Below are 23,749 nucleotides of genomic sequence, written 5' to 3' on the forward strand. Positions count from 1 at the left end.
TCGCTGCGTCGAACAGGAGACATCGTGCGACCGGAAGACCTGAAGGACGGTACCGCCGTCGTGACCGGAGCGGGCAGCGGGATCGGGGAGAGCGCCGCCCGGCGGGCCGCAGCCCTCGGCATGAACGTCGTGCTCGCCGACATCTCCGCCGAGCGCCTCGACGCGGTCGCCGCGGACCTGCGGGCCGACGGATGCGCAGCGCTCACGGTGCCCACCGACGTGCGCGATGCCGCTGCGGTGGACGCTCTGGCCGATGCCGCGTATGCCGAATTCGGTTCGGTGACAGTGCTGCTCAACAATGCCGGCCTCGAATCGCTCGGATATACCTGGGAGGTGCCCGTCGGCGAGTGGCGGCGCGTGATCGACGTGAACCTGCTGGGCGTCTACCACGGCATCCGGTCGTTCGTCCCGAGGATGGGCGCCGACCCGCGACGGTCGCACATCGTGAACACGTGCTCGGTGGGCGGCATCGCGATCACCCCGCGGATGACGGCCTACGCGGCGTCGAAGCACGGTGTCCAGGCGCTCACCGAATGCCTGTATCTCGAATGTGCCGAGGCGTATCCGCAGATCGGCGTGTCGGTGTTCAGTCCAGGGCAGGTCGCCACGCGCATCTTCGACGACCTTCCCGACCACGAGGCGTCCGCCGCCGACGCCGGGTTCTGGCGTGAACAGATCCGGGAGGGGATGACCCCCGACGACGCCGCGCGACTGCTGTTCGACGGCATCGGGCGCGACGACTTCTGGATCCTCACCCACCCGGAGTCCTTCGACCGGCTCGCCGCCAAGCGGGCCCGGGTGCTGACCGATCGGTTGCGCCCGGACGCACTGTTCGACGGACGCAACTGATCGATCCCGAACCCTCCGTCCGGGGCGTCAGCCCTCGAGGATCGCAAACCCCTTGTAACCGGATTCGGCCACCTCCGTGATGATCTCGCGGTAGACGCCGAAGCCGCCGAGGAAGGGCATGAACACACGGGGCCGCCCCGGGATGTTCGCACCGAGGTACCAGGAGTTCGCGGAGTTCAGCAGCGACGCCTCGGCCCGGTTGCGGCATTCCTCCACCCAGTCGGCGACGGCCTCCGGTGTGCCCTCGATACCGGCGGCGCCGCGCGCATCGAGATAGGCGATCGCGTCGGCGACCCAGTCGACGTGGAGTTCGGAGTGCAACACCATGTTCGCGAGGACCGACGGACTGCCGGGACCGGTGAGGTTGAAGAAGTTGGGGAAGCCGTCGATGCCGAGTCCGAGATAGGTCTGCGGGCCGGCCGCCCACTTCTCCTTCAGGGTGCGGCCACCGCGGCCGACGATCTCGAGCTTGTCGAGCGAACCGGTCATGGCGTCGAAGCCGGTCGCGAGGACGATCACGTCGAGGTCGTAGTGCGCGCCGGTGGTGACGATGCCGGTCTCGTCCATGCCCACGAGCGGCGTGCTGCGCAGGTCGACGAGTTCGACGTTGTCACGGTTGTACGTCTCGTAGTACCCGCTGTCGGTGACGATGCGCTTGGCGCCGATCGCGTGGTCCTTGGGGATCAGCAGCTCGGCGACCGCAGGATCGTCGACGACCGCGCGGATCTTCTCCTCCCAGAACGCACGGGCGGTGTCGTTGGCGGCGGGATCGGTGAGCTGATCGGGGAACGCCTTGGAATAGAGGACGCCGCCGAGCTTCCAGCGTTCCTCGTAGACGGCGCGTCGTTCGTCCTCGGAGACCTCGAGTGCCGACTTCGGGTGCGGCCGGTGCGGGGAGCCGCCGCCGGATTCCCGTGACAGCCGGCGCCGTTCGGCGTAGTTCGCCTTCTGTTCGGCGCGGGTGGCGTCGTCGAGCGGCACGTTGCCGGCGGGGATGCTGTAGTTCGCCGAGCGCTGGAAGACGAACAGCCGCTCGGCCTGCTCGGCGATGATCGGGATCGACTGGATGCCCGACGATCCGGTGCCGATCACGCCGACGCGCTTGCCGGTGAGATCGACGCCGTCGTGGGGCCAGCGGGCCGTGTGGACGATCTCGCCGGTGAAGCGGTCGAGGCCGTCGAATGCCGGGGTGTTCGCGTTCGACAGCGGCCCCGCGGCCACGACGAGGAAGCGGGCCGAGACCTCGTCACCGCGATCGGTGCGCACGGTCCAGCGCAGGGTGTCCTCGTCGAGGACCGCGGAGGTGACGCGGGTGTCGAACCGGATGTCGCGGCGCAGGTCGAAGCGGTCGGCGACGTGCTCGAGATAGGCGAGGATCTCGGGCTGGGTGGCGTACTTCTCGCTCCAGTTCCACTCCTGCTCGAGTTCGGGGGAGAAGGAATAGGAGTAGTCGATCGACTCGACGTCGCAGCGCGCGCCGGGGTAGCGGTTCCAGTACCAGACCCCGCCCACCCCCGACGCGGCCTCGAACGCGCGGACCGTCAGGCCCTGGCTGCGGAATCGGTGGATCGCGTAGAGACCGGCGATGCCGGCCCCGACCACGACGACGTCGTACGAGGTGGCCTCGGGTGCGGTGACGACGGATCGGAAATGCTGTCCGTTCAACTTGGAGTCCTTCCACGAGCGCGAACGGTCCGGTCCCGGAACGGACACGGAGGTTCATGAAGTGGCCTCACGCTAGGGCTGCGGGAACGGGCGGGGCACCGGTCTCTCCCGCCCAGCGGGTCGTTTCCGCGGACGCGGTGGAGCGAGCGGAACAGCGCGATCCCGACGTCTACGTGATCTGTGTCACGCTCGGAACAAAAGTCCACGACCTGCCGTTGGACGAGTCAGACAACTTGAGCGCATGAGACTCAACTTCACTTGACGGCGTGGACCGCTCGGGTGCAGGCTTGAGTCGACCGCGCTCACCTGAGTCGAACGGGCTCAGGTCGGGCATGGAACGTTTTCGCGGCGCGCACGCGTCGCGGCAGGAACATTGGAGGAAAATTATGGCTCGTGCGGTCGGCATCGACCTCGGAACCACCAACTCGGTCGTTTCCGTTCTGGAAGGCGGCGAGCCCGTTGTGGTCGCCAACGCCGAGGGGTCCCGCACCACCCCGTCCGTCGTCGCATTCGCGAAGAACGGTGAGGTTCTGGTGGGCCAGCCCGCCAAGAACCAGGCGGTCACCAACGTCGACCGCACCATCCGTTCGGTCAAGCGCCACATCGGCACGGACTGGACCGTGGCCATCGACGACAAGAAGTACACGCCGCAGGAGATCAGCGCCCGCACGCTGATGAAGCTCAAGCGCGACGCCGAGGCCTACCTCGGTGAGGACATCACCGACGCGGTCATCACCGTCCCGGCGTACTTCAACGACGCCCAGCGTCAGGCCACGAAGGAAGCCGGCACCATCGCCGGCCTCAACGTCCTGCGCATCGTCAACGAGCCCACCGCGGCTGCCCTCGCCTACGGCCTCGACAAGGGCGAGAAGGAGCAGACCATCCTGGTCTTCGACCTCGGTGGCGGCACCTTCGACGTCTCCCTCCTCGAGATCGGTGACGGTGTCGTCGAGGTCCGCGCGACCTCCGGCGACAACCACCTCGGTGGCGACGACTGGGACGAGCGCATCGTCAACTGGCTCGTCGACAAGTTCAAGGCACAGCACGGCGTCGACCTGACCAAGGACAAGATGGCCATGCAGCGTCTGCGTGAGGCTGCCGAGAAGGCCAAGATCGAGCTGTCGTCCTCGCAGTCGACCTCGATCAACCTGCCGTACATCACCGTCGACGCGGACAAGAACCCGCTGTTCCTCGACGAGCAGCTCACCCGCTCGGAGTTCCAGAAGATCACCGGCGACCTCCTCGAGCGCACCCGCGCTCCCTTCCAGCAGGTCGTCAAGGACGCCGGCATTTCCGTCGGCGACATCGACCACGTCGTGCTGGTCGGCGGCTCGACCCGTATGCCCGCCGTCACCGACCTGGTGCGCGAGCTCACCGGTGGCCGCGAGCCCAACAAGGGCGTGAACCCCGACGAGGTCGTCGCCGTGGGTGCAGCCCTGCAGGCCGGCGTCCTCAAGGGCGAGGTCAAGGACGTGCTGCTGCTCGACGTCACCCCGCTGTCGCTGGGTATCGAGACCAAGGGCGGCGTGATGACCAAGCTCATCGAGCGCAACACCACGATCCCCACCAAGCGGTCGGAGACCTTCACCACCGCCGACGACAACCAGCCGTCGGTGCAGATCCAGGTCTTCCAGGGCGAGCGTGAGATCGCGGCGCACAACAAGCTGCTCGGCTCGTTCGAGCTCGGCGGCATCGCGCCGGCTCCGCGTGGCGTCCCGCAGATCGAGGTGACCTTCGACATCGACGCCAACGGCATCGTCCACGTCACCGCCCGCGACAAGGGCACCGGCAAGGAGAACACGATCAAGATCCAGGAAGGCTCCGGCCTGTCCCAGGAGGAGATCGACCGGATGGTCAAGGACGCCGAGGCGCACGCCGAGGAGGACCGCAAGCGTCGCGAGGAGGCCGAGGTCCGCAACCAGGCCGAGTCGCTCGTGCACCAGACCGAGAAGTTCATCAAGGAGAACGAGGACAAGGTCCCGGCCGACGTCAAGGAGAAGGTCGAGGCTGCGATCAAGGAAGCCAACGACGCCCTCGCCGGCTCCGACATCAACGCGGTCAAGGCCGCCGTCGAGAAGCTCGCGACCGAGTCGCAGGCCCTCGGCCAGGCCATCTACGAGGCGCAGGGCGCCGAGGGTGCCGCTGCCGGTGACGGCGCGGCCGCAGGTGCCGACGACGTCGTCGACGCCGAGGTCGTCGACGAGCCGAACGATTCGGAGAAGAAGTGAGTGCCGACAAGCCCGAGCAGGAACCGGTGACCGTCACCGACAAGCGGCGGATCGACCCTGAGACCTTCGAGGTGCGCGACCCCGCCGAGGAGCCGCGCGCCGAGGAGGGCGAGGTGATCGAGTCGGTTCCTGCGGAGGGCGACGCCGAGAAGGCCGAGCGGACCGAAGGACAGTCGCAGGAGGCGAAGGAACTCGCCGAGCGCACCGCCGACCTACAGCGCGTGAGCGCGGAGTACGCCAACTACCGTCGCCGCGCCGAGGCGCAGCGCACGGCGATCGCGGAGGAGGCCAAGGCCTCCGTCGCGGCGAAGTTCCTCGACGTCCTCGACGACCTCGACCGGGCACGCGCCCACGGCGACCTGGAGACGGGTCCGCTGAAGGCACTGTCCGGCAAGCTGACCGGTGTGTTCGACAGTGTCGGACTCGTCGCGTTCGGCGAGGAAGGCGACGTCTTCGATCCCGAGCTGCACGAGGCCGTCCAGATGGAAGGCGACGGTCACCACCCGGTGCTCGGGACGGTGCTCCGCAAGGGTTACCGCTTCGGCGACCGCATCCTGCGGCACGCGATGGTGACGGTCACCGACGGCGATCCGGCGGACACGCCGGGTGACGCGCCGTCGGCCGAGCCGGGCACAGAGTAAGAACAAGAAAACGCGAGAGGAGGAGACGCCCGGTGAGCCAGCGGGAGTGGATCGAGAAGGACTTCTACAAGGACCTGGGCGTCTCCCCCGACGCAACGCAGGACGAGATCAAGAAGGCCTACCGGAAACTGGCGCGGGACCTGCATCCCGACGCCAACCCCGGTGACACCAAGGCCGAGGAACGCTTCAAGGCCGTCAGCGAGGCCAACGCCGTCCTGTCGGATCCCGCCAAGCGCAAGGAATACGACGAGACCCGGCGCCTGTTCGCCTCCGGCGGCATGCCGGGTGGCTTCCGTCCCGGCGCCGGCGGATTCTCCGGTGGCACCGGAGCGACCTTCGACATCGGCGACCTGTTCGGCGGCGGCGGCGACGGTGGGCTCGGCGACCTCTTCGGTGGCCTGTTCAACCGCGCCGGTGGCGGCACTGCTTCCACCGCCGGCCGTTCGCGTCCACGCCGCGGATCCGATGTCGAGACCGAGACGACGCTCGACTTCCGCGACGCCGTCCAGGGCGTCACGGTTCCCCTGCGGATGACCAGCCCGGCGCCGTGCACCACCTGCCACGGCAGCGGTGCCCAGCCGGGAACGAGCCCGCGGGTCTGCCCGAACTGCAACGGAAGCGGTGTGGTCTCCCGCAACCAGGGCGCGTTCGGATTCTCGGAACCGTGCGACGACTGCCGGGGCAGTGGATCGATCATCGACAACCCCTGCAGCGACTGCCGCGGTACCGGCGTGCAGAACCGCACCCGCACCATCACCGTGCGGGTTCCCGCGGGCATCAAGGACGGTTCGCGTATCCGTCTCGCCGGTCAGGGCGAGGCCGGTCTGCGCGGCGCCCCGTCCGGCGACCTGTTCGTGACGGTGCACGTGCGCCCCGACCGCGTGTTCGGTCGTGAGGGCGACGATCTGACCCTCGTGCTGCCCGTCAGCTACGGCGAACTCGTCCTCGGTGGCACCGTCTCGGTGCCGACCCTCGACGGCCGCGTCGGGCTGAAGATCCCGCCGGGAACGGCCGACGGCCGGGTCCTGCGGGTCCGCGGACGAGGCGTCCCCAAGCGCGGGGGTGGCGCCGGTGATCTTCTCGTCACGGTGAAGGTCGCGATCCCGCAGAATCTCGACGAGAAGGCGACGGAAGCGCTGCACAACTATCTTCGTGCAGAAGAGGCAAGCGGTTTCGATCCTCGAGAGGGATGGGCAGGTGCGTGATGAGCGAGACGAGAATGCCGCGGGATCTGTCACCGGACCCCGATGCGCGCGTCTACGTCATCTCGGTGGCGGCAGAACTCGCCGGGATGCATGCGCAGACGCTGCGTAACTACGACCGGCTCGGACTCGTCACCCCGCACCGCACCAGCGGCGGCGGCCGCCGGTACTCGCCGCGCGACGTCGAACTGCTGCGCGAAGTGCAGCGCCTCTCCCAGGACGAAGGTGTCAACCTCGCCGGGGTCAAACGGATCATAGAGCTGACCAACCAGGTCGAGGCGCTGCAGCAGCGTGTCGCCGAACTCCACGCCGAGGTCGCCCAGTTGCGTTCGACACGCGGCGATCTGGTGCCCATTCCGCGCAGCAACGCCCTCGTGGTGTGGAAGCCGCGCAACAGACGCGACTGACCGCACCGCGGTCGAGCGGGACTGACCGCACCGCGGTCGAGCGTGCCTGACCGCACCGCGGTCGAGCGGGACTGACCGCACCGCGGTCGAGCGCGCCCGAGCGGACAATTCCTCCCGTACAGCGAGATATTCGTGTCACGACCCTTCGCAATCTGCCTAGTGTGGCGTGTTCCACACGAACGGTCGACGGAAGGCAACAGTCATGGCGGAGTGGGCGGAAGAATGCGACGTCCTCGTGGTCGGGTCGGGAGCCGGAGGTGCCTGCGGTGCGTATACCGCCGCCCGCGAGGGACTCTCGGTGATCCTCGTCGAGGCGTCCGAGTACTTCGGCGGCACCACGGCGTATTCCGGGGGCGGGGGCGTCTGGTTCCCCACCAACGCGGTCCTGCAGCGCGCCGGTGACGATGACACCCTCGAGGACGCGCTGACCTACTACCACGCGGTCGTCGGCGACCGCACCCCGCGCGAACTGCAGGAGGCCTACGTCCGCGGCGGCGCCCCGCTGATCGACTATCTCGAGTCCGACGACGACCTCGAATTCATGGTCTACCCGTGGCCCGACTACTTCGGCAAGGCGCCCAAGGCCCGTGCCCAGGGACGTCACATCGTCCCGTCGCCGCTGCCCATCGCCGCCGATCCCGAGCTCAACGAGTCGATCCGCGGCCCGCTCGGCCGCGAACGCAACGGCGAACCCCTGCCCGACATGCTCATCGGCGGTCGCGCGCTCGTCGGACGATTCCTCATCGCCCTGCGCAAGTACCCGAACGTGAACCTGTACCGGAACACCCCGCTCGAGGAACTGATCGTCGAGGACGGAACCGTGGTGGGCGCGATCGTCGAGCACGACGGCGAGCGACGGGCGATCCGCGCGCGCAAGGGCGTCGTCCTCGCCGCCGGTGGCTTCGATCAGAACGACGAGATGCGCGGCAAGTACGGGGTGCCCGGCGCCGCGCGGGACTCGATGGGCCCGTGGTCGAATCTCGGCAAGGCACACGAGGCGGGCATCGCCGTCGGCGCCGACGTGGATCTGATGGATCAGGCCTGGTGGTCGCCGGGATTGACCCACCCGGACGGACGCTCGGCGTTCGCGCTGTGCTTCACCGGAGGTATCTTCGTCGACCAGGACGGTGCGCGGTTCACCAACGAGTACGCGCCCTACGACCGACTGGGCCGCGACGTCATCGCCCGCATGGAGCGCGGCGAGATGACAGTGCCGTTCTGGATGATCTACGACGACCGGAACGGTGAGGTCCCCCCGGTCGGGGCGACGAACGTGCCTCTCGTCGAGACCGAGAAGTACGTCGACGCGGGACTGTGGAAGACCGCCGACACCCTCGAGGAACTCGCCGAGCAGATCGGTGTGCCCGCCGAAGCCCTGAAGGCGACCGTTGCGCGGTGGAACGAGTTGGCCGCGAAGGGAGTCGACGAGGACTTCGGTCGCGGGGACGAACCCTACGATCTCGCCTTCACCGGCGGTGGTTCCGCACTGGTCCCCATCGAACAGGGACCCTTCCACGCGGCGCAGTTCGGCATCTCCGACCTCGGCACCAAGGGCGGTCTGCGGACCGACACCGTCGGGCGCGTGCTCGACAGCGAGGGCGCTCCGATCCCCGGCCTGTACGCGGCGGGCAACACGATGGCCGCACCGAGCGGCACCGTCTACCCCGGCGGCGGCAACCCGATCGGCGCGAGCGCGCTGTTCGCGCACCTGTCCGTGATGGACGCGGCGGGACGCTGACACAGAGGCGCGACGCCGACGCACATACGAACCGGGCCCGGAGGGATACGCAGGTATCCTTCCGGGCCCGGTTCGTCGTCTCAGGGTCGGGTGACGGCGAAGTCCGCTGTCATGAACGGATATCCGTCCTCCACCGTGGTCGCGACCTCGAAGCCGTGCCGGTTGGCACCTGCGATGTGGGTGCCGTCGCCGTTCGCGACGCCCGTGCCGTAGTTGTTGGCCATGAGCGCCACGGTCGCGTCGCCGGGCATCGTGTAGTCGATCTGGATGCCGAACCCGCGCCGGTCGGCGCTGCTCGCTGAGACCGTCTCGGTGGAGCGGGCCGGCACCACGGTGGCCGGCTCGTCCACCCACCTGCCGTAGGGGTTCTCGGTCGACGTGAGCACCATCGGCGCGTCGGTGTCGTTGTGGATCGTCAGCGTGATCGTGGGCCCGTCGGTGGGCAGGGAATCGGCGGCCGCAGTGGCCGGTGCGGTGATCGCCGCCGCAGCGGTCAGAACTGCCGCTGCGACAGCGCGGGTGCGGTACTTCATCGTGCTCCTGGCGGTTGACGACTCGTGGTTCTCAGCCGTGCCTGGCCGGCCGCTGAAGTGTACCCGTCGGTAGCCCGATCCGTCGGTCTTCGGCGATCAGGCCGGGACGAGGTCGCTGACCTGCGCAACAAGCTCCAGCGAGCGCAGCCACGCGTCGCGTCCGGGAGCCGACGACACGACGATCAGCTCGTCGGCCTGCGCGCGCTCGGTGAACCGGTCGAGGTAGTCGCGCACCTCCTGCGGCGTACCCACGGCGGTGTACCGGAGCATCTCGAGCACCTGCATGCCGGCGGGGGAGTCGAGCAGCATGTCGATCTCCTCCTCGGTGAACGTGCGCCCGCGTCCGACCATCTGGACGACCCGCGCCCGCTTGGTCGCCTCGAACAGCGACTGCGCCTCCTCGGCGGTATCGGCGGCGATCACACCGACACCCGCGATGACGTGCGGCTCCGGGTGATCGGGGGAGGGTTGGAACTCGCGGCGGTAGAGCCGCACCGCGTCCTCGAGGGCCTGCGGCGCGAAGTGCGACGCGAAGGCGTACGGAAGACCGAGCAGGGCAGCGAGTTTCGCGCCGAACAGCGACGAGCCCAGGATGTACAGCGGAACGTCGGTGCCCTTACCGGGGATCGCGTCGACTCCCGGGATCCGCGACTCGCCCTTCAGGTAGGCCTGCAGTTCGAGGACGTCCTGCGGGAAGGTGTCGGCGGAGGTCGGGTCGCGGCGCAGCGCCCGCATGGTCTTCTGGTCGCTGCCGGGGGCGCGCCCGAGACCGAGGTCGATGCGGCCGGGATGCAGGGTGGCGAGGGTGCCGAACTGTTCGGCGATGGTCAGCGGCGAGTGGTTCGGCAGCATGATGCCGCCGGCGCCGAGACGGATCGACGAGGTGTGCGCGGCGACGTGCGCGATGAGCACACTCGTCGCCGACGAGGCGATCGTCGGCATGTTGTGGTGTTCGGCGTACCAGATTCGCCGGTAACCCCACTGCTCGGCGAGCTGGGCCATCTTCACGCTGGCGTCGAAGCTCTCACGGGCGGTCTCACCCTTGCCGATGTGTGCGAGGTCGAGGATGGAGAGGGGAACGGTCACCGGTAATCCTTCGCGTCGGGGCCCGGTATCGGCCGCCGGGCACACCTTCGGAGCAACCTCGACCGGTGACCGTCTATTCCCTCACCCGTCGTTCCGCATCGCCGACGTTCGGTGTCACCGCCGTTCGAAACCGCCGTACGTGCCCTGGAAGAACAGGAGCGGACCGCGGGAGTGCAGCGACGTCAGCCCCGTGACCCTGGCCAGCACGATCGTGTGGTCGCCGGCCTCGTACTCGGTCTCCACGGTCGCCTCGACCCGCGCAAGGGCTCCCTCGAGCGCCGGAGCGCCGTTGTCGCCCGGCTCCCACCGCACCCCGCGGAACTTGTTACCGCCGCTCACCGCGAACGCGCCGCACAGGGTGCGCTGGCTCTCGGACAGGACGTTGACTGCCAGGGTGCCGACCTCGCGGATCTTGGGCCAGGTCGTCGACGTGCGGGCGGGACAGAACGAGATGAGCGGCGGGTCCAGCGAGACCGACACGAACGACTGGCATGCGAATCCCAGCGGTTCGTCGCCGTCGAGCGCGGTGATCACCGTGACACCCGTGCAGAAGTTGCCCATCACGTCGCGGATCCGTCGGGGATCCAGTACCGCGTGTTCCGCTGTCATCGAAGCTCCAATCGATCGGCGTTCGTTCCAGTGTCCGTCACCGTGGCGGGGGCTGGCGAACCGTGCCCCGTCCACCGGTCAGCGAACACGCATGTCGCTCGGTGCCCAGACCGCCCGCATGCTGGTGATTCGCCCCTCGTCGTCGAACGTCATGATGTCGATGGGTTCGATCTCGTAGGTCTGCTCGCCCGCCTTCGTGACCACACGGAAGTGGAAGGCCGCGGTCGACCCGCCGATCCGGAGCGTGAGCAGTTCGGTGGTGTTCTCGGTGGCCTCGACACCCTTGTAGAACTCGGCGATCGCGGCCCGGCCCACGCGCGGTTCGCTGCCGACGGGATCCTCGAGGGTGGCGTCGTCGGCGTAGAGGGCGGCGATATCGGCGGCCACGCCCGCGGCCACGGCATCGAGATAGGCGTGCACGGTGGTGCGGATGCGCTGGGTGCGGGCGTCTGCTTCGGACACGGTCATAGCTGTTCCTCGGATCTGATGATGGTCAAGGGGCGACTTCGTCGACGTTATTCGCGTCGTGGTGGATATGGGGTCGCGCTCCCGCGCAGCGGGAGATCCGCGGCGTTCCCGAACGCCTCCCCGTACAGCTCCGTGAGAGCCTCGAGCTGCTCGCAGTAGTGGTCGACCGTCTCGGCGGTCACGCCGGCGCCGATGATCGTCGCACCTGCCGACACGGCGCGATCGAGCCTCCTTCTCGTCCGGTCCGGGTCGCCGAGCGGATCCAGACCCGCAGCCGGCAACACGACCTCGAATCCGGACTGCACCTGTCGCTCGGCCAGCATCGCCTGCACGTCGTCGAACGACAGACCGAAAGGAACCCAGCCGTCTGCCAGTTCGCACGCCCGTCGCAAGGAGCGTGGTGTACGCCCGCCGATCCACAGCGGCACCCGCGGTTGTACCGCGTTGGGCTCCACGACCATGTCGGAGAACTCGAAATACTTTCCGCGATAGGACGGTACGCGCTCGGAGAGTGCGGCACGCAGCGCAGCCAGGGAATCGTCCGCCCGCGCACCACGATCGGTGAAGGGGGCATCGAGCAGATCGAACTCCTCTCGTAGCGTGCCGACGCCGAGGCCCAATATCAGCCGACCTGCGCTGACGGTATCGATAGTGCCGTAGCGCTTCGCGATCTCCAACGGATGGTGATAGCCGAGCACCAGTACCTGCGTGGCGAGCCGGATCCGTTCGGTCCGTCCCGCCAGGTAGCCGAGTGTCACCGACGGATCCCAGTACGTCCCGCCACGGACTTCGGCCACAGGCACCGGCACGGCCACGTGTTCGCTGCAGGTGAGGTGATGAAATCCCAAACGGTCGGCGGTCACCGCGATCCGTGCCAGTTCGTCGATCCCGGCGGTTGCTTCCCATTCGTTGCACGCACCCGGAAGTCGCGTGACGATCGGACTGGTGATTCCGATCCGCACCTTCGGATCTCGGTTCGGCACAGGGGCCATGACAGGACACTCCTTCGCAACGTCGTCTCCGGGCAGTCTGCGCGCGGCGGGCGCAGGACGCACGAACCGTCCCGGTCTCCGGACTCAACCGATACGACGAGCGGCGTGTTCGCCGGCGATGCGGCCGAACACGAACGCATCGGCAATGTGGAAACCGCCGTCCTTGGCCCAACTGAATGTCGAGCTCACCGTGCCTGCGGCATAGAGTCCCTCGATGACCGTGCCGTTCGTGGCGAGGACACGGGCGTGTTCGTCACGACGAGGCCCACCGTTGGTCCACGCCAGCATCGGTCCGCTGCGGTAGGCGTAGAAGGGGGGGGTCGAGAAGTGGCACCAGCGTGGCGGCGGAACGCCCGAAGCGCTCGTCCACCCCCGCAGCGCATGCAGCGTTGTACTCCGAGACGCTTTCTGCGAGAGCATCTGCGGGCAGTCCTGTCACCGCGGCAAGCTCTTCCAGCGTGTCGCCGCGTCGTATCCAGCCGGCTTCGATCTCCGTCATGTTGTCGGAGCTCCACCGATAACCGTTCATCAACACGTTCCATCCGACCGGGAGGATGTCGGCCGAGCCGCTGATCGGACCGGCCGACCTCGTCTTCTCGTCGAACACGACCCACATGGGGCGATGCGGATGCAGAACGTACCGCCCGTCGATCAGCGCCTGTCCGTGCCCCGACGGGACGAACTCGTCCACGAATCGACGGCCCGTGTCGTCGACCCAGATCACCCCACGCGAATGGACGAACATCGCGAAGTAGCCGTGGCGGGAGGCCGGGTCGGTGATGCCGTTGACCGCCATCATGTTGTCCATGTGCCACAGATCCGCCCCGACCTCCTGTGCCATACGGAGGCCGTCACCGGTCGCGGCCGTGCTTCCCCACACCGGCACGTCCTCGAGTCCGAGGTGAGTGCGTACCAGTTCGGGGTCGCCTTCGAAGCCACCGGTGGCGAGCACGACGCCGCGCCCGGCGTCGATCCGTTCACCGCCGGCGGTGACGACGCCGGTCACCGAACCTGTGAGCGCGTCGGTCGTCAGGCGCGCAACGGGCGTCTCGTACCGCACGTCGATGCCGCGATCGTGCAATGCCTTCTCCAGGACCGCGAAGAGTCGACCCTGGCCGAGTGTCCCCTCGACACAACGCAATCCTCCGTAGCAGTCGCTCCCGGGCAGCTCGGGATACTCCGCTCCGGCCGCGTTGAAGTGACCGTGCGGCCCCACCTCGACACCGAGCGATTCGACCCATGCGGACACCTCTCGGGTTCCGTGGGACCACGCTCGGACGACGGGCTCGGGTAGGGGCCGATCGTCGCCGCACAGCGCGCGCAGATACACAGCAGCGCGTTCGGGATCGTCGTGATGGAACCAGCCGCCACCCGATACCCGTGTGTTCCCGCCGGCCTCGCCGGGACCGGTCTTCTCCAGTACGACCACTCGGGCACCCGCGTCGTGGGCGGCCAGAGCGGCGGCACAACCGGCGGCACCCATCCCGACCACCACGACGTCCGCGTGTTCGATCTCGTCGTGTTCCACCTGGGATCCGGGTTCTCGGGACATTGCTGCCTCCCTCGGCATCTACGAGCGAACCGGGTTGCGCGCTCGCGGACAAAATACGAGGAGTTTCACGGCTCCGGGACGGTCATGGTCTGCTCACCGGGAGGGTTTCCGGGATCAGGCGATCGGAGCGAACCGTGCGGCGACCAGGGCACCGACCTCCGTCATCGCGGCCCTGGCCCGTGCCAGTGCGTGGGTCTGCATGAAGAATCCGTGCCCGACCCCCGGATAGCGGATGACGGCCGTCGGCACCCCCGCTTCCTGCAGGCGTCGTCCGTAGTCCTCCACACCGTCCCGGAGGGGATCGGCATAGCCGCAGATCACCACCGCAGGAGGGAGCCCACTCAGATCGGTCGCCAGCACCGGGGTTCCGTACTCGTCGTCCTCTGCCGGATCATCGCCCAGATACAGCGATTTCATCCAGTCGATGTCCTCGGCCCTGAGAAAGGGACTGTCGCCGAAGTGGCGCATGGACGGTCGATCACATCGGCGCTCGAGGCCGGGGTACACCAGTACCTGCTGAGCGATCCGGGGCCCGCCTTCGTTGCGGGCCCGGAGAGCTGTGGCCGCGGCCAGCCCGCCGCCGGCGCTGTCTCCGCCCACCCCGATACGGTCCGGATCCAGACCCAGATCGTGAGCGTTGTCGTGTGCCCATCGGAGTGCCGCCCAGGCTTCGTCGTGGGCCACGGGATAGCGGTGTTCGGGGGCGAGTCGGTAGTCGACGTTGATCACCACGGCCCGCGTCGATTCGGCGACCTCGCGCGCGAGCCGGTCGAACGAATCGAGGGTGCCCATGATCATGCCGCCGCCGTGGAACCAGACCAGTGCGGGTGCGTGTCGATCCGGCGCCGAACGAGGGCGGTAGATGCGCACGGGAACGGTGCCGTGGGGTCCGGCGAGTTCCCTGGACTGCACGGAGCGCATGTCGGGGCCGGCGGGCCGGACGATCGACTCGAGGGAGTGGCGGGCTGCTTCGACCCCGGTGTCCCGCAAGGAACCGACGCCTCGCGCGCGGATCGCCTCGACCAGCTTCCTCACGTCGGGGTCGTAGACGTCGTCGGGTGCGGACGTGGCACCGTGCGCGGTGGTCATGATGTCGCTTCCTCCGGGTCTCCGGTCACCGTCGATCGGTGACCGTCGGGTGTGGACTGCTCCTCATCCTCGTGGCCGGGTCCGTCCGAGCGAAGGCTTCGTCCCACTGAAGTGACGTATTTCGGTCGACCGCTGGTCGGGAGATCGGGTTCCGGACCTGTCGCCCCCGGTCTTAGCGTGACCGGACGCACCACATCGAGGAGACCCACATGTCATTGCATCCTGAAGTCGAGTCCATGCTGAAAGCCCTGGATGCGGGCTTTCCGGATGTCACCACGGTTCCGCCCCCGGAACTCCGTGACCTGATCCGCAGTCGTCGTGCACCTCTTCAGCACCTGCCCGCCATGCGGGATGTCCACGACATCACCATCGACGGGCCCGGTGGAGACCTCGCGCTCCGTGTCTATCGGCCCGAGAGTTCCGAGGGCGCGATTCCGGTGGTGGTCTTCGCCCACGGTGGTGGCTTCGTGTTCTGCGATCTCGACAGTCACGACGAGTTCTGCCGTTCGATGGCGGAGGGGGTCGGCGTCGTCGTCGTGTCCGTCGACTACCGACTCGCACCGGAACATCGTGCGCCGGCAGCGCACGAGGACATGTACGCGGCACTCGAATGGGCGGCCGGCAACATCACGACGTACGGGGGAGATCCCACGCGCATCGTGCTCGCAGGTGACAGTGCCGGGGGGAACCTCGCCGCCACCGTCGCCCTCGCAGCGCGCGACGGTGGGGGGCCTGCAGTGTTCGGCCAGGCGCTGTTCTATCCGGTCATCGACGACGACTTCGACACGGAGTCGTACCGGAAGTACGGGTCGGGGTACTACAACACCACCAAGGCGATGAAGTGGTACTGGGAGCAGTACGCCCCGGACGGCAGGGACGATCCCCGAGTGGTCCCGACGCGGGCCGATTCGCTTGCAGGACTGCCGCAGGCTGTCGTGATCACCGCCGAACTCGATCCACCGTGCTCGTCCGGTGACGATTACGCGCAACGACTCGCGGACGCCGGTGTGGAAGTACGGCATCGACGATTCGACGGTCTCTTCCACGGATTCCTGACGTTCCCGTCGCTGTCGCTGACGGAGCCTGCACGGCAGGAGATCTGGAAGATGATGCGCTCACTGTTCGAGTGACCGCACCCTGCTGAAGACGAGTCCTCGGACCATCACCGATGGTCCGAGGACGTCGTCGTTCTCACTCGATGGCGATGTCGTCGACGGAGCAGAAGGTGTGGCACACCCGTTCGCGGACAATCACTTCCGGACACTCCGGGTCGAACCAGCGGTCGACGATGCTCCAGTGGACCGGATGATTCAGGTACTGGCCCATGAGAGCGTCGTGATCGGTGAACTCCTGCTCCCACACGTGCGTCCATTCGGTACGGCCCACCGAATCCGCTACCCGGCTCAGGCGCCAGGCGACGATCGAGGGGATGTACCCCGGCATCTTCAACAGGTCACCTTCGAACTCCTCGACGGCCTCGACCGAGGCGTCGGGGTCGACCCGCACCAGAAGCGCGCGGTAGACCGTGTGCGGCTCGTCCGGACGTCTGTGCGCCGAGGAGGCCGGATAACCGACTCCGTCCACATACATCGCGGGGGGTGTACGGAGGGTGACGTCGAAATCGCCGATGTGGCGAGCGGCGATCTCTGCGGAAGGAAAACGGAGGTGCACAAGGACATTGCCACCGTTGATCACGCCGGGCAGGGTGGGAGCCACGAAGTGTCCGAGCGTGTCGAGTTCCTTGGCGGCGATCCGAACGGTGTCGACGTATTCGGCGCAGTCCGCAGTGCTGGCGGACTCGTCGAAGTGCACAACTCTGACCACGTTAAACATCGGCAAGTCCTTCGATGTCGGCGGCCTGGGCGGCCATCGTCCGCGAGCGCTCGGTGATGTACTGATCCATATCCGACCACCACAGTCCGAGTTCGGGGTCTCGTCGTCCCTGTCGGGTCATGTTCCACCACGACTTCACGCCGTCGACCGACCACATGATGGTGACCACGTTGGTTTCGTCGTCGGACCAGACCGGAGGACTGACGAGGATCCGGTCGAGTGTCATTCCTCGTCCACGTCCCCCCGGTACGTATTCGGCGATGTATCTGTCGACGAACGTACGTGCACATCCCGGTTTCGTGACCACACGGTCGACCACGAAGATATTCTCGTCTGCCATATCGAGAACCTACGGTCGTCGGGGAGTCCCAGGACGACCGTATCCCGCTTCGCGGGAGGGTTTTCCCGGAGGAACGAACGGGCCCACGCCGGGTGCGCTTTCAGACTGCGGCGCCGGACATGTCGGCGTCGTCCCGGCCGTCGCTCACAGGCGAGTCGACGGCCTGCGCCTGTTGCGGCCGGCCGATGAACAAACAGATCGCCGCCACGATCAGCGAGCACAACACGAACCAGCCGACCGCCAGGTCGAGCGACGCCGATGTCGGCATGGTGGTGTCCGGCACGGTCCACAGCGAGAGCATGACCGACACGATCGCAACGCTGATGGCGGAGAACGCCTGTCGGGCTGTGGCCAGCACTCCGGTCGTGACGCTGGTGACGTCCTCCGGCACGGATTCGATGACGATCTTCGGGTAGCCGGTGTAGGCGAACGCTGTTGCCACAGCGGCAACGACGAAGACGGCGATCATGACGGGCAGCGACTTGTGACCCACGAGAATCAGGAGGTTGGCCACGGCGAACAGAGCTGCTCCGATGAAGAACGCGGTCCGGCCACCCCAGCGCCCTGCGACCATCCCCGCTATCGGGGACGCCGCGAATCCGACGATGGCCCCGATGCCGCCGATGAGACCTGCCACGGTTGCCGACATGCCGAGTCCGACGGGCATGGAGGTCGGAGCCTGCAGGATCAGGGGAGTGACGATCTGGACGGCTCCGACCGGGCCGAGCGCCAGAACCGCGACGGCGATCAGATTGAGAGTCATCCGCTTGGTTGCCAGTGCCCGGAGATTCACGAGGGGCTCTGCCAGGCGCAACTCCCACACGGTCCACACACTCAGGACGACGAGCCCCCCGATGATGAGGGCGAGAACGCCGAAACCGGCCCAACCCCAGGTCGGTCCCTGCGTGATGCCGTAGAGGAGGGCCACCAGGCCCGGGGTCAGCAGTGCAGCACCCAGATAGTCGAACCGGGGGAGGTCCGTGCGCGTGTGGGTGCCGGGTAGGGCGAACGCTGCGACCACGGACGCCACGACGGCGAGCGCGGCGGCGAAGACGAAGATCATGTGCCAGTCGGCCACATCGAGCAGTACTCCCGCGACGAAATAGCCACCCGATCCGGCCAGCAGGGCCGCGCCGCTGATGTATCCCACAGCGAGGGCCACCTTGCTCGGCGGGAGTGCTTCTCGTGCAAGCCCGTAGCAGAGCGGCAGGATCGCGCCGGCGGCGCCCTGCACACCTCGGCCGAGGATGATCGCGCCCATCGAATCGCCGAAGACGCTGATGACGGAGCCGAGTGTCGACACCATCATCGCGATGATCAGGACCTTCTTGCGGCCGTACATGTCGCCGAGGCGGCCACCCACGAGCGCTGTCGTCGCGGCGACGAGCATGTAGGCGGTCACCGCCCATCCGGTCGTCGAGGCCGGTGCATCGAAGATCTCGCCGAACCGTGGCAGGGCGATGAAGATCATCCCGGCTTCGAAGGCACTCACGCATTCCGCCAGGACCAGGGCAGCGATGACGAAGGTCGTGGACCTGGTCACCACTGCGCTGTCGCGGCGATCATCGGCGGGCGGGGTCGAGGGATCGGACATCCGTTGTCCTCCTGAGACGAGGGTGGTTTCACCGCCCGATGCGGTGAAACGTTCGTTCTTCGTCGGTTCACGCCGATCGAACCGATTCGGGACGAGTGTCGGCGGCACCGCCGTGGATGCGGCGCCCATCGACCGCTGAGCGGGAGACTTCGTCCCATTTGCGCCGGAAGAGTGGGACCGTGCGGCCGAGTGCCCTTCCGCTACTTCGAGGAGAACACGATGTCCGACGATTCCGTGCGTCCCGTACCCGAATCCGAGATCTCGACGTGGGATCTCTCCGCAGACGTCGTTGTCGCCGGCTACGGAATTGCCGGTGTCAGTGCTGCTGTCGAGGCTGCGCGTGTCGGCGCCGACGTCCTCGTCCTCGAGCGGTCCGGCGGTTGGGGCGGCGCAGCATCGATGGCAGGTGGATTCATCTACCTCGGCGGCGGAACACCGTTGCAGAAGGCGTGCGGCTTCGACGACACGGTCGAGAACATGAAGGCATTCATGAAGGCTGCGCTGGGCCCCGCCGTGGACGAAGCAAAGGTCGACGCGTACTGCGAGGGCAGTGTCGACCACTACAACTGGCTGGTCGAAGCCGGGGTTCCGTTCAAGGAGGAGTTCTGGGGCGAGCCCGGCTGGGAGCCGGCGCACGACGAAGGGCTGATGTACTCCGGAGGCGAGAACGCAGCACCGTTCGCGGGCGTGATTCCTCCGGCTCCGCGTGGACATCTACCGAAGATGGACAACAAGAAGACCGGTGAGCGCGGGGGCGGGTACATGCTGATGAAGCCCCTCGCCGAGACAGCCGAGAAACTGGGTGTGAAAGCAGAGTACGACATTCGGGTCCGGACGGTGGTCGTGAACGACGACGGCCGGGTCGTGGGTGTGGTCGCGCGCAGGTACGGCACGACGATCACCATCCGCGCCCACCGCGGTGTCGTGCTCGCAATGGGGAGCTTCGCATTCGACGAGGAGATGGTGCGCGATCACGTGCCGGCCCTCCTCGGGCGGCCCGGATCTGCGATCGACGCTCACGACGGTCGGGCGATCCGGATCGGACAAGCGCTCGGTGCTGCGACGGCGCACATGGATGCTGCCGAGGTCGCCGTCCACACGTCACCTCAGCTCATGGTGCGCGGAATCATCGTCAACGCGCACGGACAGCGGTTCATCACGGAAGACACCTATCCGGGGCGGATCGGGCAGGCGATGCTCTTCCATCAGAACAACGAAGCCTTCCTGATCCTCGATCAACGCGCGTACGACGAGGTGCTGGGAGGGGTGTCGGCCGGTCCGCAACCGACGTGGGTATGTGAAACGGCCGCAGAACTCGAGGCGGAGATGGGCCTCCCTGCCGGAACGCTGACCTCGACACTGAGTGTCTACAACATGCACGCCGAGGACGGATCCGACCCGCTGTTCTCCAAGAACGAGAAATGGGTGCGGCCGATCGGAACGCCGATCGCCGCATTCGACCTGAGAGGTATGACGAGCGGGTTCCCCCTGGGCGGATTGAAGACGGACACGGACTCCCGCGTGCTGCACATCTCGGGAGAGCCGATACCGGGTCTCTTCGCGGCCGGGCGGTGCACCGCAGGCGTCTGTGCCGGCGGTTACGTGAGCGGTGCCAGTCTCGGCGACGGCAGCTTCTTCGGCCGTCGGGCAGGTGCCGCCGCTGCACGTGGGTAGAAGGCAGGCGATCTCGACGGGAAACCCTCCCGCTCTTCGGAATCCGTCAGATTCGATGCGATCGAAAGTGCTTACTGTCACGCGGATCACCGTTCCGCCGGGGCTGATGCCGCGGCAGAGAGGAGCCCCAATGACCACCCTCGAGCGTCATCCGATGATTCCCGTGGCGCCACCGTCCGTGATCGAGAACTTCTACACACCGGAGGAGATCGAGACGATCTTCTCCGTGATCCGGAAGAACGGCCCGTGGCGTCTCATCCTTGCTCATCATTTCTCGTCGACCGAGGAGTATCTCGCGATCTCCGGTGGGAAGGATCGTAAAGCGGACGCGACACTGTCGGACTTCGTCGCACCGGTGTTCCGGGGATTCCTCGGCAACGACGGCGTGGTCTTCTATCCCGAACTACACGACATCTACTTCGGGCGTAAGCTTCTCGACACCGCACGGTCGCTCCACGGAGCGAAGTACGGCATGGTGCACGACCTGCTCTTCAACCTGTGCGGGCCGTCGCACAGCTACGATCCGGGACACTTCGACACTGCTGTGTTCCGCGGCATGGGCTTGTTCAACACGCCGATCTGGCTGTTGGCGATCATGTCGAAATCCGGCCTCTTCGACTCGTGGGAGGTCAAGTCGGCCCAGGTCCTCACGTATTTCAACCGGTCCGATATCGACGGGGGTTTCACGTACTGGCCGGACGGACCGGACGAGGACCCTGCTCGGATCGCGGCCCCGTTCTGGAACACCGCATTCCTCACGGACAACTCCCGGATGTACCACCGCAGAGAATCCAACGGGGCAAGGGATCAGCGTGACTATCCCGAGTTGGACATGACCACCCGATTGCACGCCGTCGGGGACGCGGAGTGGTCGGTCCGCAACGGAGACGAGGAGATCCGCCGTTTCGGCGAGGCCGACATGCGGCTGCTCGTCCACTACACGGCTCTGCTGTTCGACGACATCGACGACGTCCGCCGCTACCAGGACCATACCGACGACCTGACCCCCGACAAGGTCTTCGGCATCCTGATCGACGACATGCGTGCCAAGGGTCATGCCGTCGACGAGCCGGGCGATCCGATGAACGACATGGCGTTCGTGGCGGCATTGACCGAGTTCTACAAGATGGCACCCGGCCGCTATCCGGCGGAAGCTCCTCTCGAAGTGCGATGAGAGCTCGCTCTCCCGTGTCCTGCCCGCGCTGGACACGGGAGAGTGGCGCCGAGGCATGGGTTCGTTGCCGAGTCGCCGTGCCGGCAGCGTGGATGCACCCTGGCTCGGATGGTCGGCTGTCTACAGCTTCTGGGTGATCTCGATGAGGTGTCCCTCGGGATCCTTGACGAAGGCGACGGCGAACCCGAGGTCGGACATCTTCTCGATCGGTGTGTCGACGGTCCCGCCGGCCTCCTCGACCGTACGCACGGTGGCGGCGACGTCGGCCACGTCGAATCCGAGCACGGCCTCTCCCGCCGGGGGAGTGGCTCGCTCGACGTACCGCCACACGATCAGTGAGGAGTCATCACCCCGGTCGCTGGTGAGGATGATCTCCTCCACGGCGTCCTTCCCTTGCCCCACGGTGAGTCGGTTCTTCTCCCTCATGCCGAAAACTGCTGTATAGAAAGCGGCTTCGGTCTCGATGTCGTCGACGAATATCTTCGTGAAAGCGAAACGCGGGGGCTTGCTCATAGATCTCCTTGTCGGACCGGTCCCGGTGATGAAGCAGAAGTTGCACGCGACGAGCGGGGCGAGGAACTCCCGAGTGGAGAATGACGGCAGACGTCGGCAACAGAACTCGCATCTCCCGCTGAACGGACCGCCCGGATGCTCCTCCCGTTGAACGGGAGACCGCCGTCCACCGGCCTCGAGCGTGCGCACATAATTCAGCGCCCACGTCGGGGGTGATGCAGATCACTGGGCGAGAAGAAATGTGTCCGGCATCTCGTCCGGTCGGACATCACCATCCTCTGAAGGAGTCCGCGTTATGAATTCGAGCGGTCGGAATCGACAGTTCCGGACGGTTGCGGGAACGAGCGCATTGCTGCTCGCCGGAATGTTCGGCCTCGCAGCATGTGCAAGCGACGAACCGCAGGACGACACAGCGGCGGCGGTCTCGTCCACCTCCGCCCTGCCGAGCGACCCGGCGACCGGCGAACCGGTGAAGATCGGTTTCGTCTCGACCGAAGGGGGTGCCGCTGTATCGCTGCCGGAGATGCGTGAGGGAGCCGAGGCCGCGGTCGAGTACCTCAACAACAACGGTGGCGGACTCGCGGGCCGGCCGGTCGATCTCGTCGTCTGCAAGCAGCAGGAGGAGCCCACGTCGGCGACGGCCTGCGCGAACCAGTTCGTCGAACAGCAGGTGGCGGCCGTGCTGTCGCCCGGTACATCGATGGGCCCGGCGATCGTTCCGATCGTCATCGGGGCAGGTATCCCGTACGTCACGCTCAACGGTGTCGCACCGATCGAACTGACCTCACCCGAGGTTGCATCGTTGTCCGCAGGCCTTCCCGGAACACTGACCGCGGCCGCGACGGCAGCGCAGCAGGAAGGGATGTCGACGTTCACGATGTTCGCCAGTGACGGCGGTGGAATCGCGGCGATGATCGACCAGATGGGCAAGCCGATCTTCGAGGGCTTCGGAGTTCGGCTGGACGTGGTTCCGGTCGCTCTGGGCATTCCGGATCCGACCCCCGTGGTGACAGCCGGGCTGGCGGACAACCCCGATGGGGTCAGCTTCATCGGCGACGCCGCCACCTGCACTTCGGTGCTGAAGGCCGTGCAGACGACAGCGCCGACCGTGAAGAAGGTGCTGATCCCGACCTGCCTGGACGAGAACGTGGTCAAGGCGATCGGTATCGACAACGTCAAGGGCAACATCGGAATCACCGCGACGGATGCGCTGTCGGACCGGCCGGACACCGTACTGTTCCGGTCGATTCTCGCCGAGTACGCCCCTGACCTGTCCCCGACGGGATACGGCTCGACCGGCTACCAGACCGTGATGGCTCTTGCCGGCGCAACGGACGGCATCACCGGGGAGGTCGACGCGGCATCCATCCGTGAGGCACTTCGGACCAGTGAGAACGTCGAGATGCCCGCCGGCGGAGGAATCACCTTCACCTGCAACGGAACCGCATTCCCGATGATGCCGTCGATCTGCTCGTCGCAGATGCTGATCGGTGAGATCGACGATCAGGGTATTCCCGTCGACCTCACGGTCACGGGCTGACGGACCGGCCGAATCCCACAAG

22 protein-coding genes and 1 pseudogene are annotated in these 23,749 nt (G+C 66.9%); 10 read left to right on the forward strand and 13 right to left on the reverse strand.

Features of this window, described 5'->3' with window-relative positions:
• The first annotated feature begins 24 nt into the window (after nucleotides 1-24).
• Entirely contained in the window at nucleotides 25-849 is an 825-nt protein-coding gene (locus tag ACPCXD_RS03685) for an SDR family NAD(P)-dependent oxidoreductase (protein ID WP_059384610.1), read from the forward strand.
• A 27-nt stretch (nucleotides 850-876) separates the two neighbouring features.
• Here the strand turns inward: ACPCXD_RS03685 and ACPCXD_RS03690 are convergent, their stop codons facing one another.
• Nucleotides 877-2,514: a flavin-containing monooxygenase gene (locus tag ACPCXD_RS03690; protein ID WP_423658460.1), complete on the reverse strand. Its 1,638-nt coding sequence runs from the start codon at nucleotides 2,512-2,514 to the stop codon at nucleotides 877-879.
• Between the two features lie 386 nt (nucleotides 2,515-2,900).
• On the opposite strand from ACPCXD_RS03690, the gene dnaK reads away from it, so the two are divergent.
• The 5 genes from dnaK (at nucleotide 2,901) to ACPCXD_RS03715 (ending at nucleotide 8,730) form a co-directional block, all read left to right on the forward strand.
• Nucleotides 2,901-4,742 carry a molecular chaperone DnaK gene (gene dnaK, locus ACPCXD_RS03695; protein WP_024101921.1) on the forward strand — a complete coding sequence of 614 codons (1,842 nt, stop codon included), beginning with the start codon at nucleotides 2,901-2,903 and terminating at the stop codon, nucleotides 4,740-4,742.
• Complete coding sequence (gene grpE / locus ACPCXD_RS03700; protein ID WP_423658462.1) at nucleotides 4,739-5,383, forward strand: nucleotide exchange factor GrpE; 645 nt, start codon at nucleotides 4,739-4,741, stop codon at nucleotides 5,381-5,383. The genes dnaK and grpE overlap by 4 nt, the downstream gene beginning before the upstream one ends.
• A 32-nt stretch (nucleotides 5,384-5,415) precedes the next feature.
• Entirely contained in the window at nucleotides 5,416-6,588 is a 1,173-nt protein-coding gene (gene dnaJ, locus ACPCXD_RS03705) for a molecular chaperone DnaJ (protein ID WP_088898853.1), read from the forward strand.
• Nucleotides 6,588-6,992, forward strand: a complete 405-nt coding sequence (locus tag ACPCXD_RS03710) for a heat shock protein transcriptional repressor HspR (protein WP_423658465.1) — start codon at nucleotides 6,588-6,590, stop codon at nucleotides 6,990-6,992. The genes dnaJ and ACPCXD_RS03710 overlap by 1 nt, the downstream gene beginning before the upstream one ends.
• Nucleotides 6,993-7,194: 202 nt before the next feature.
• Nucleotides 7,195-8,730, forward strand: a complete 1,536-nt coding sequence (locus ACPCXD_RS03715) for an FAD-binding protein (RefSeq protein ID WP_423658467.1) — start codon at nucleotides 7,195-7,197, stop codon at nucleotides 8,728-8,730.
• Nucleotides 8,731-8,810: 80 nt separating this feature from the next.
• On the opposite strand, the gene ACPCXD_RS03720 is transcribed toward ACPCXD_RS03715, so the two are convergent.
• From ACPCXD_RS03720 to ACPCXD_RS03755, 8 genes and pseudogenes are all read right to left on the reverse strand, one after another.
• On the reverse strand, nucleotides 8,811-9,263 hold the full coding sequence (locus tag ACPCXD_RS03720; RefSeq protein WP_016695961.1) for a hypothetical protein: 453 nt from the start codon (nucleotides 9,261-9,263) through the stop codon (nucleotides 8,811-8,813).
• A 96-nt stretch (nucleotides 9,264-9,359) separates the two neighbouring features.
• Nucleotides 9,360-10,349, reverse strand: a complete 990-nt coding sequence (locus ACPCXD_RS03725; protein ID WP_423658469.1) for an LLM class flavin-dependent oxidoreductase — start codon at nucleotides 10,347-10,349, stop codon at nucleotides 9,360-9,362.
• A gap of 114 nt (nucleotides 10,350-10,463) precedes the next feature.
• On the reverse strand, nucleotides 10,464-10,958 hold the full coding sequence (locus tag ACPCXD_RS03730; protein ID WP_016695963.1) for a flavin reductase family protein: 495 nt from the start codon (nucleotides 10,956-10,958) through the stop codon (nucleotides 10,464-10,466).
• Nucleotides 10,959-11,036: 78 nt separating this feature from the next.
• Nucleotides 11,037-11,426: a nuclear transport factor 2 family protein gene (locus ACPCXD_RS03735; RefSeq protein WP_016695964.1), complete on the reverse strand. Its 390-nt coding sequence runs from the start codon at nucleotides 11,424-11,426 to the stop codon at nucleotides 11,037-11,039.
• Between the two features lie 47 nt (nucleotides 11,427-11,473).
• On the reverse strand, nucleotides 11,474-12,388 hold the full coding sequence (locus tag ACPCXD_RS03740; protein ID WP_423658857.1) for an LLM class F420-dependent oxidoreductase: 915 nt from the start codon (nucleotides 12,386-12,388) through the stop codon (nucleotides 11,474-11,476).
• Between the two features lie 246 nt (nucleotides 12,389-12,634).
• Nucleotides 12,635-12,706: pseudogene (locus ACPCXD_RS03745) on the reverse strand (hypothetical protein); the annotation flags it as partial.
• Nucleotides 12,672-13,970: an FAD-dependent oxidoreductase gene (locus ACPCXD_RS03750; RefSeq protein WP_423658471.1), complete on the reverse strand. Its 1,299-nt coding sequence runs from the start codon at nucleotides 13,968-13,970 to the stop codon at nucleotides 12,672-12,674. The pseudogene ACPCXD_RS03745 and the gene ACPCXD_RS03750, both read right to left, overlap by 35 nt.
• Before the next feature lie 114 nt (nucleotides 13,971-14,084).
• A complete protein-coding gene (locus ACPCXD_RS03755; protein ID WP_088898861.1) occupies nucleotides 14,085-15,059 on the reverse strand; it encodes an alpha/beta hydrolase in 975 nt (324 codons plus the stop codon).
• A gap of 209 nt (nucleotides 15,060-15,268) precedes the next feature.
• Here ACPCXD_RS03755 and ACPCXD_RS03760 point away from each other — a divergent pair, with 209 nt between their 5' ends.
• A complete protein-coding gene (locus ACPCXD_RS03760; RefSeq protein WP_230825786.1) occupies nucleotides 15,269-16,189 on the forward strand; it encodes an alpha/beta hydrolase in 921 nt (306 codons plus the stop codon).
• A 61-nt stretch (nucleotides 16,190-16,250) separates the two neighbouring features.
• Here ACPCXD_RS03760 and ACPCXD_RS03765 read toward each other — a convergent pair whose 3' ends face one another.
• From ACPCXD_RS03765 to ACPCXD_RS03775, 3 genes are all read right to left on the reverse strand, one after another.
• Complete coding sequence (locus tag ACPCXD_RS03765; RefSeq protein ID WP_253250122.1) at nucleotides 16,251-16,892, reverse strand: Dabb family protein; 642 nt, start codon at nucleotides 16,890-16,892, stop codon at nucleotides 16,251-16,253.
• Nucleotides 16,885-17,232, reverse strand: a complete 348-nt coding sequence (locus ACPCXD_RS03770; RefSeq protein ID WP_088898864.1) for a hypothetical protein — start codon at nucleotides 17,230-17,232, stop codon at nucleotides 16,885-16,887. The genes ACPCXD_RS03765 and ACPCXD_RS03770 overlap by 8 nt, the downstream gene beginning before the upstream one ends.
• Nucleotides 17,233-17,332: 100 nt before the next feature.
• Nucleotides 17,333-18,826, reverse strand: coding sequence for an MFS transporter (locus ACPCXD_RS03775; RefSeq protein ID WP_423658474.1), 1,494 nt, complete (start codon nucleotides 18,824-18,826; stop codon nucleotides 17,333-17,335).
• A gap of 219 nt (nucleotides 18,827-19,045) precedes the next feature.
• Between ACPCXD_RS03775 and ACPCXD_RS03780 the strand changes: the two genes are divergently transcribed.
• Entirely contained in the window at nucleotides 19,046-20,500 is a 1,455-nt protein-coding gene (locus tag ACPCXD_RS03780; RefSeq protein ID WP_423658476.1) for an FAD-dependent oxidoreductase, read from the forward strand.
• Nucleotides 20,501-20,630: 130 nt separating this feature from the next.
• A complete protein-coding gene (locus tag ACPCXD_RS03785; RefSeq protein ID WP_088898866.1) occupies nucleotides 20,631-21,674 on the forward strand; it encodes a hypothetical protein in 1,044 nt (347 codons plus the stop codon).
• 120 nt (nucleotides 21,675-21,794) lie between these two features.
• Here the strand turns inward: ACPCXD_RS03785 and ACPCXD_RS03790 are convergent, their stop codons facing one another.
• Nucleotides 21,795-22,187, reverse strand: coding sequence for a VOC family protein (locus tag ACPCXD_RS03790; protein WP_088898867.1), 393 nt, complete (start codon nucleotides 22,185-22,187; stop codon nucleotides 21,795-21,797).
• 295 nt (nucleotides 22,188-22,482) lie between these two features.
• Here ACPCXD_RS03790 and ACPCXD_RS03795 point away from each other — a divergent pair, with 295 nt between their 5' ends.
• Nucleotides 22,483-23,727 carry an ABC transporter substrate-binding protein gene (locus ACPCXD_RS03795; RefSeq protein WP_088898868.1) on the forward strand — a complete coding sequence of 415 codons (1,245 nt, stop codon included), beginning with the start codon at nucleotides 22,483-22,485 and terminating at the stop codon, nucleotides 23,725-23,727.
• The last annotated feature ends 22 nt before the right edge of the window (nucleotides 23,728-23,749 follow it).

The organism is Rhodococcus sp. AB351, from assembly GCF_049538275.1.
Classification (GTDB): Bacteria; Actinomycetota; Actinomycetes; order Mycobacteriales; family Mycobacteriaceae; genus Rhodococcus.

Bases quoted from the DNA above. Each gene is read 5' to 3' on its own strand.
- dnaK (WP_024101921.1), top strand. From the start codon at position 2,901: ATGGCTCGTGCGGTCGGCATCGACCTCGGAACCACCAACTCGGTCGTT.
- ACPCXD_RS03730 (WP_016695963.1), bottom strand. From the start codon at position 10,958: ATGACAGCGGAACACGCGGTACTGGATCCCCGACGGATCCGCGACGTG.
- ACPCXD_RS03775 (WP_423658474.1), bottom strand. From the start codon at position 18,826: ATGTCCGATCCCTCGACCCCGCCCGCCGATGATCGCCGCGACAGCGCA.
- ACPCXD_RS03750 (WP_423658471.1), bottom strand. From the start codon at position 13,970: ATGTCCCGAGAACCCGGATCCCAGGTGGAACACGACGAGATCGAACAC.
- ACPCXD_RS03755 (WP_088898861.1), bottom strand. From the start codon at position 15,059: ATGACCACCGCGCACGGTGCCACGTCCGCACCCGACGACGTCTACGAC.
- ACPCXD_RS03710 (WP_423658465.1), top strand. From the start codon at position 6,588: ATGAGCGAGACGAGAATGCCGCGGGATCTGTCACCGGACCCCGATGCG.
- ACPCXD_RS03795 (WP_088898868.1), top strand. From the start codon at position 22,483: ATGAATTCGAGCGGTCGGAATCGACAGTTCCGGACGGTTGCGGGAACG.
- ACPCXD_RS03790 (WP_088898867.1), bottom strand. From the start codon at position 22,187: ATGAGCAAGCCCCCGCGTTTCGCTTTCACGAAGATATTCGTCGACGAC.
- ACPCXD_RS03720 (WP_016695961.1), bottom strand. From the start codon at position 9,263: ATGAAGTACCGCACCCGCGCTGTCGCAGCGGCAGTTCTGACCGCTGCG.
- ACPCXD_RS03785 (WP_088898866.1), top strand. From the start codon at position 20,631: ATGACCACCCTCGAGCGTCATCCGATGATTCCCGTGGCGCCACCGTCC.
- ACPCXD_RS03760 (WP_230825786.1), top strand. From the start codon at position 15,269: ATGTCATTGCATCCTGAAGTCGAGTCCATGCTGAAAGCCCTGGATGCG.
- ACPCXD_RS03735 (WP_016695964.1), bottom strand. From the start codon at position 11,426: ATGACCGTGTCCGAAGCAGACGCCCGCACCCAGCGCATCCGCACCACC.
- ACPCXD_RS03780 (WP_423658476.1), top strand. From the start codon at position 19,046: ATGTCCGACGATTCCGTGCGTCCCGTACCCGAATCCGAGATCTCGACG.
- ACPCXD_RS03770 (WP_088898864.1), bottom strand. From the start codon at position 17,232: ATGGCAGACGAGAATATCTTCGTGGTCGACCGTGTGGTCACGAAACCG.
- ACPCXD_RS03765 (WP_253250122.1), bottom strand. From the start codon at position 16,892: ATGTTTAACGTGGTCAGAGTTGTGCACTTCGACGAGTCCGCCAGCACT.
- ACPCXD_RS03715 (WP_423658467.1), top strand. From the start codon at position 7,195: ATGGCGGAGTGGGCGGAAGAATGCGACGTCCTCGTGGTCGGGTCGGGA.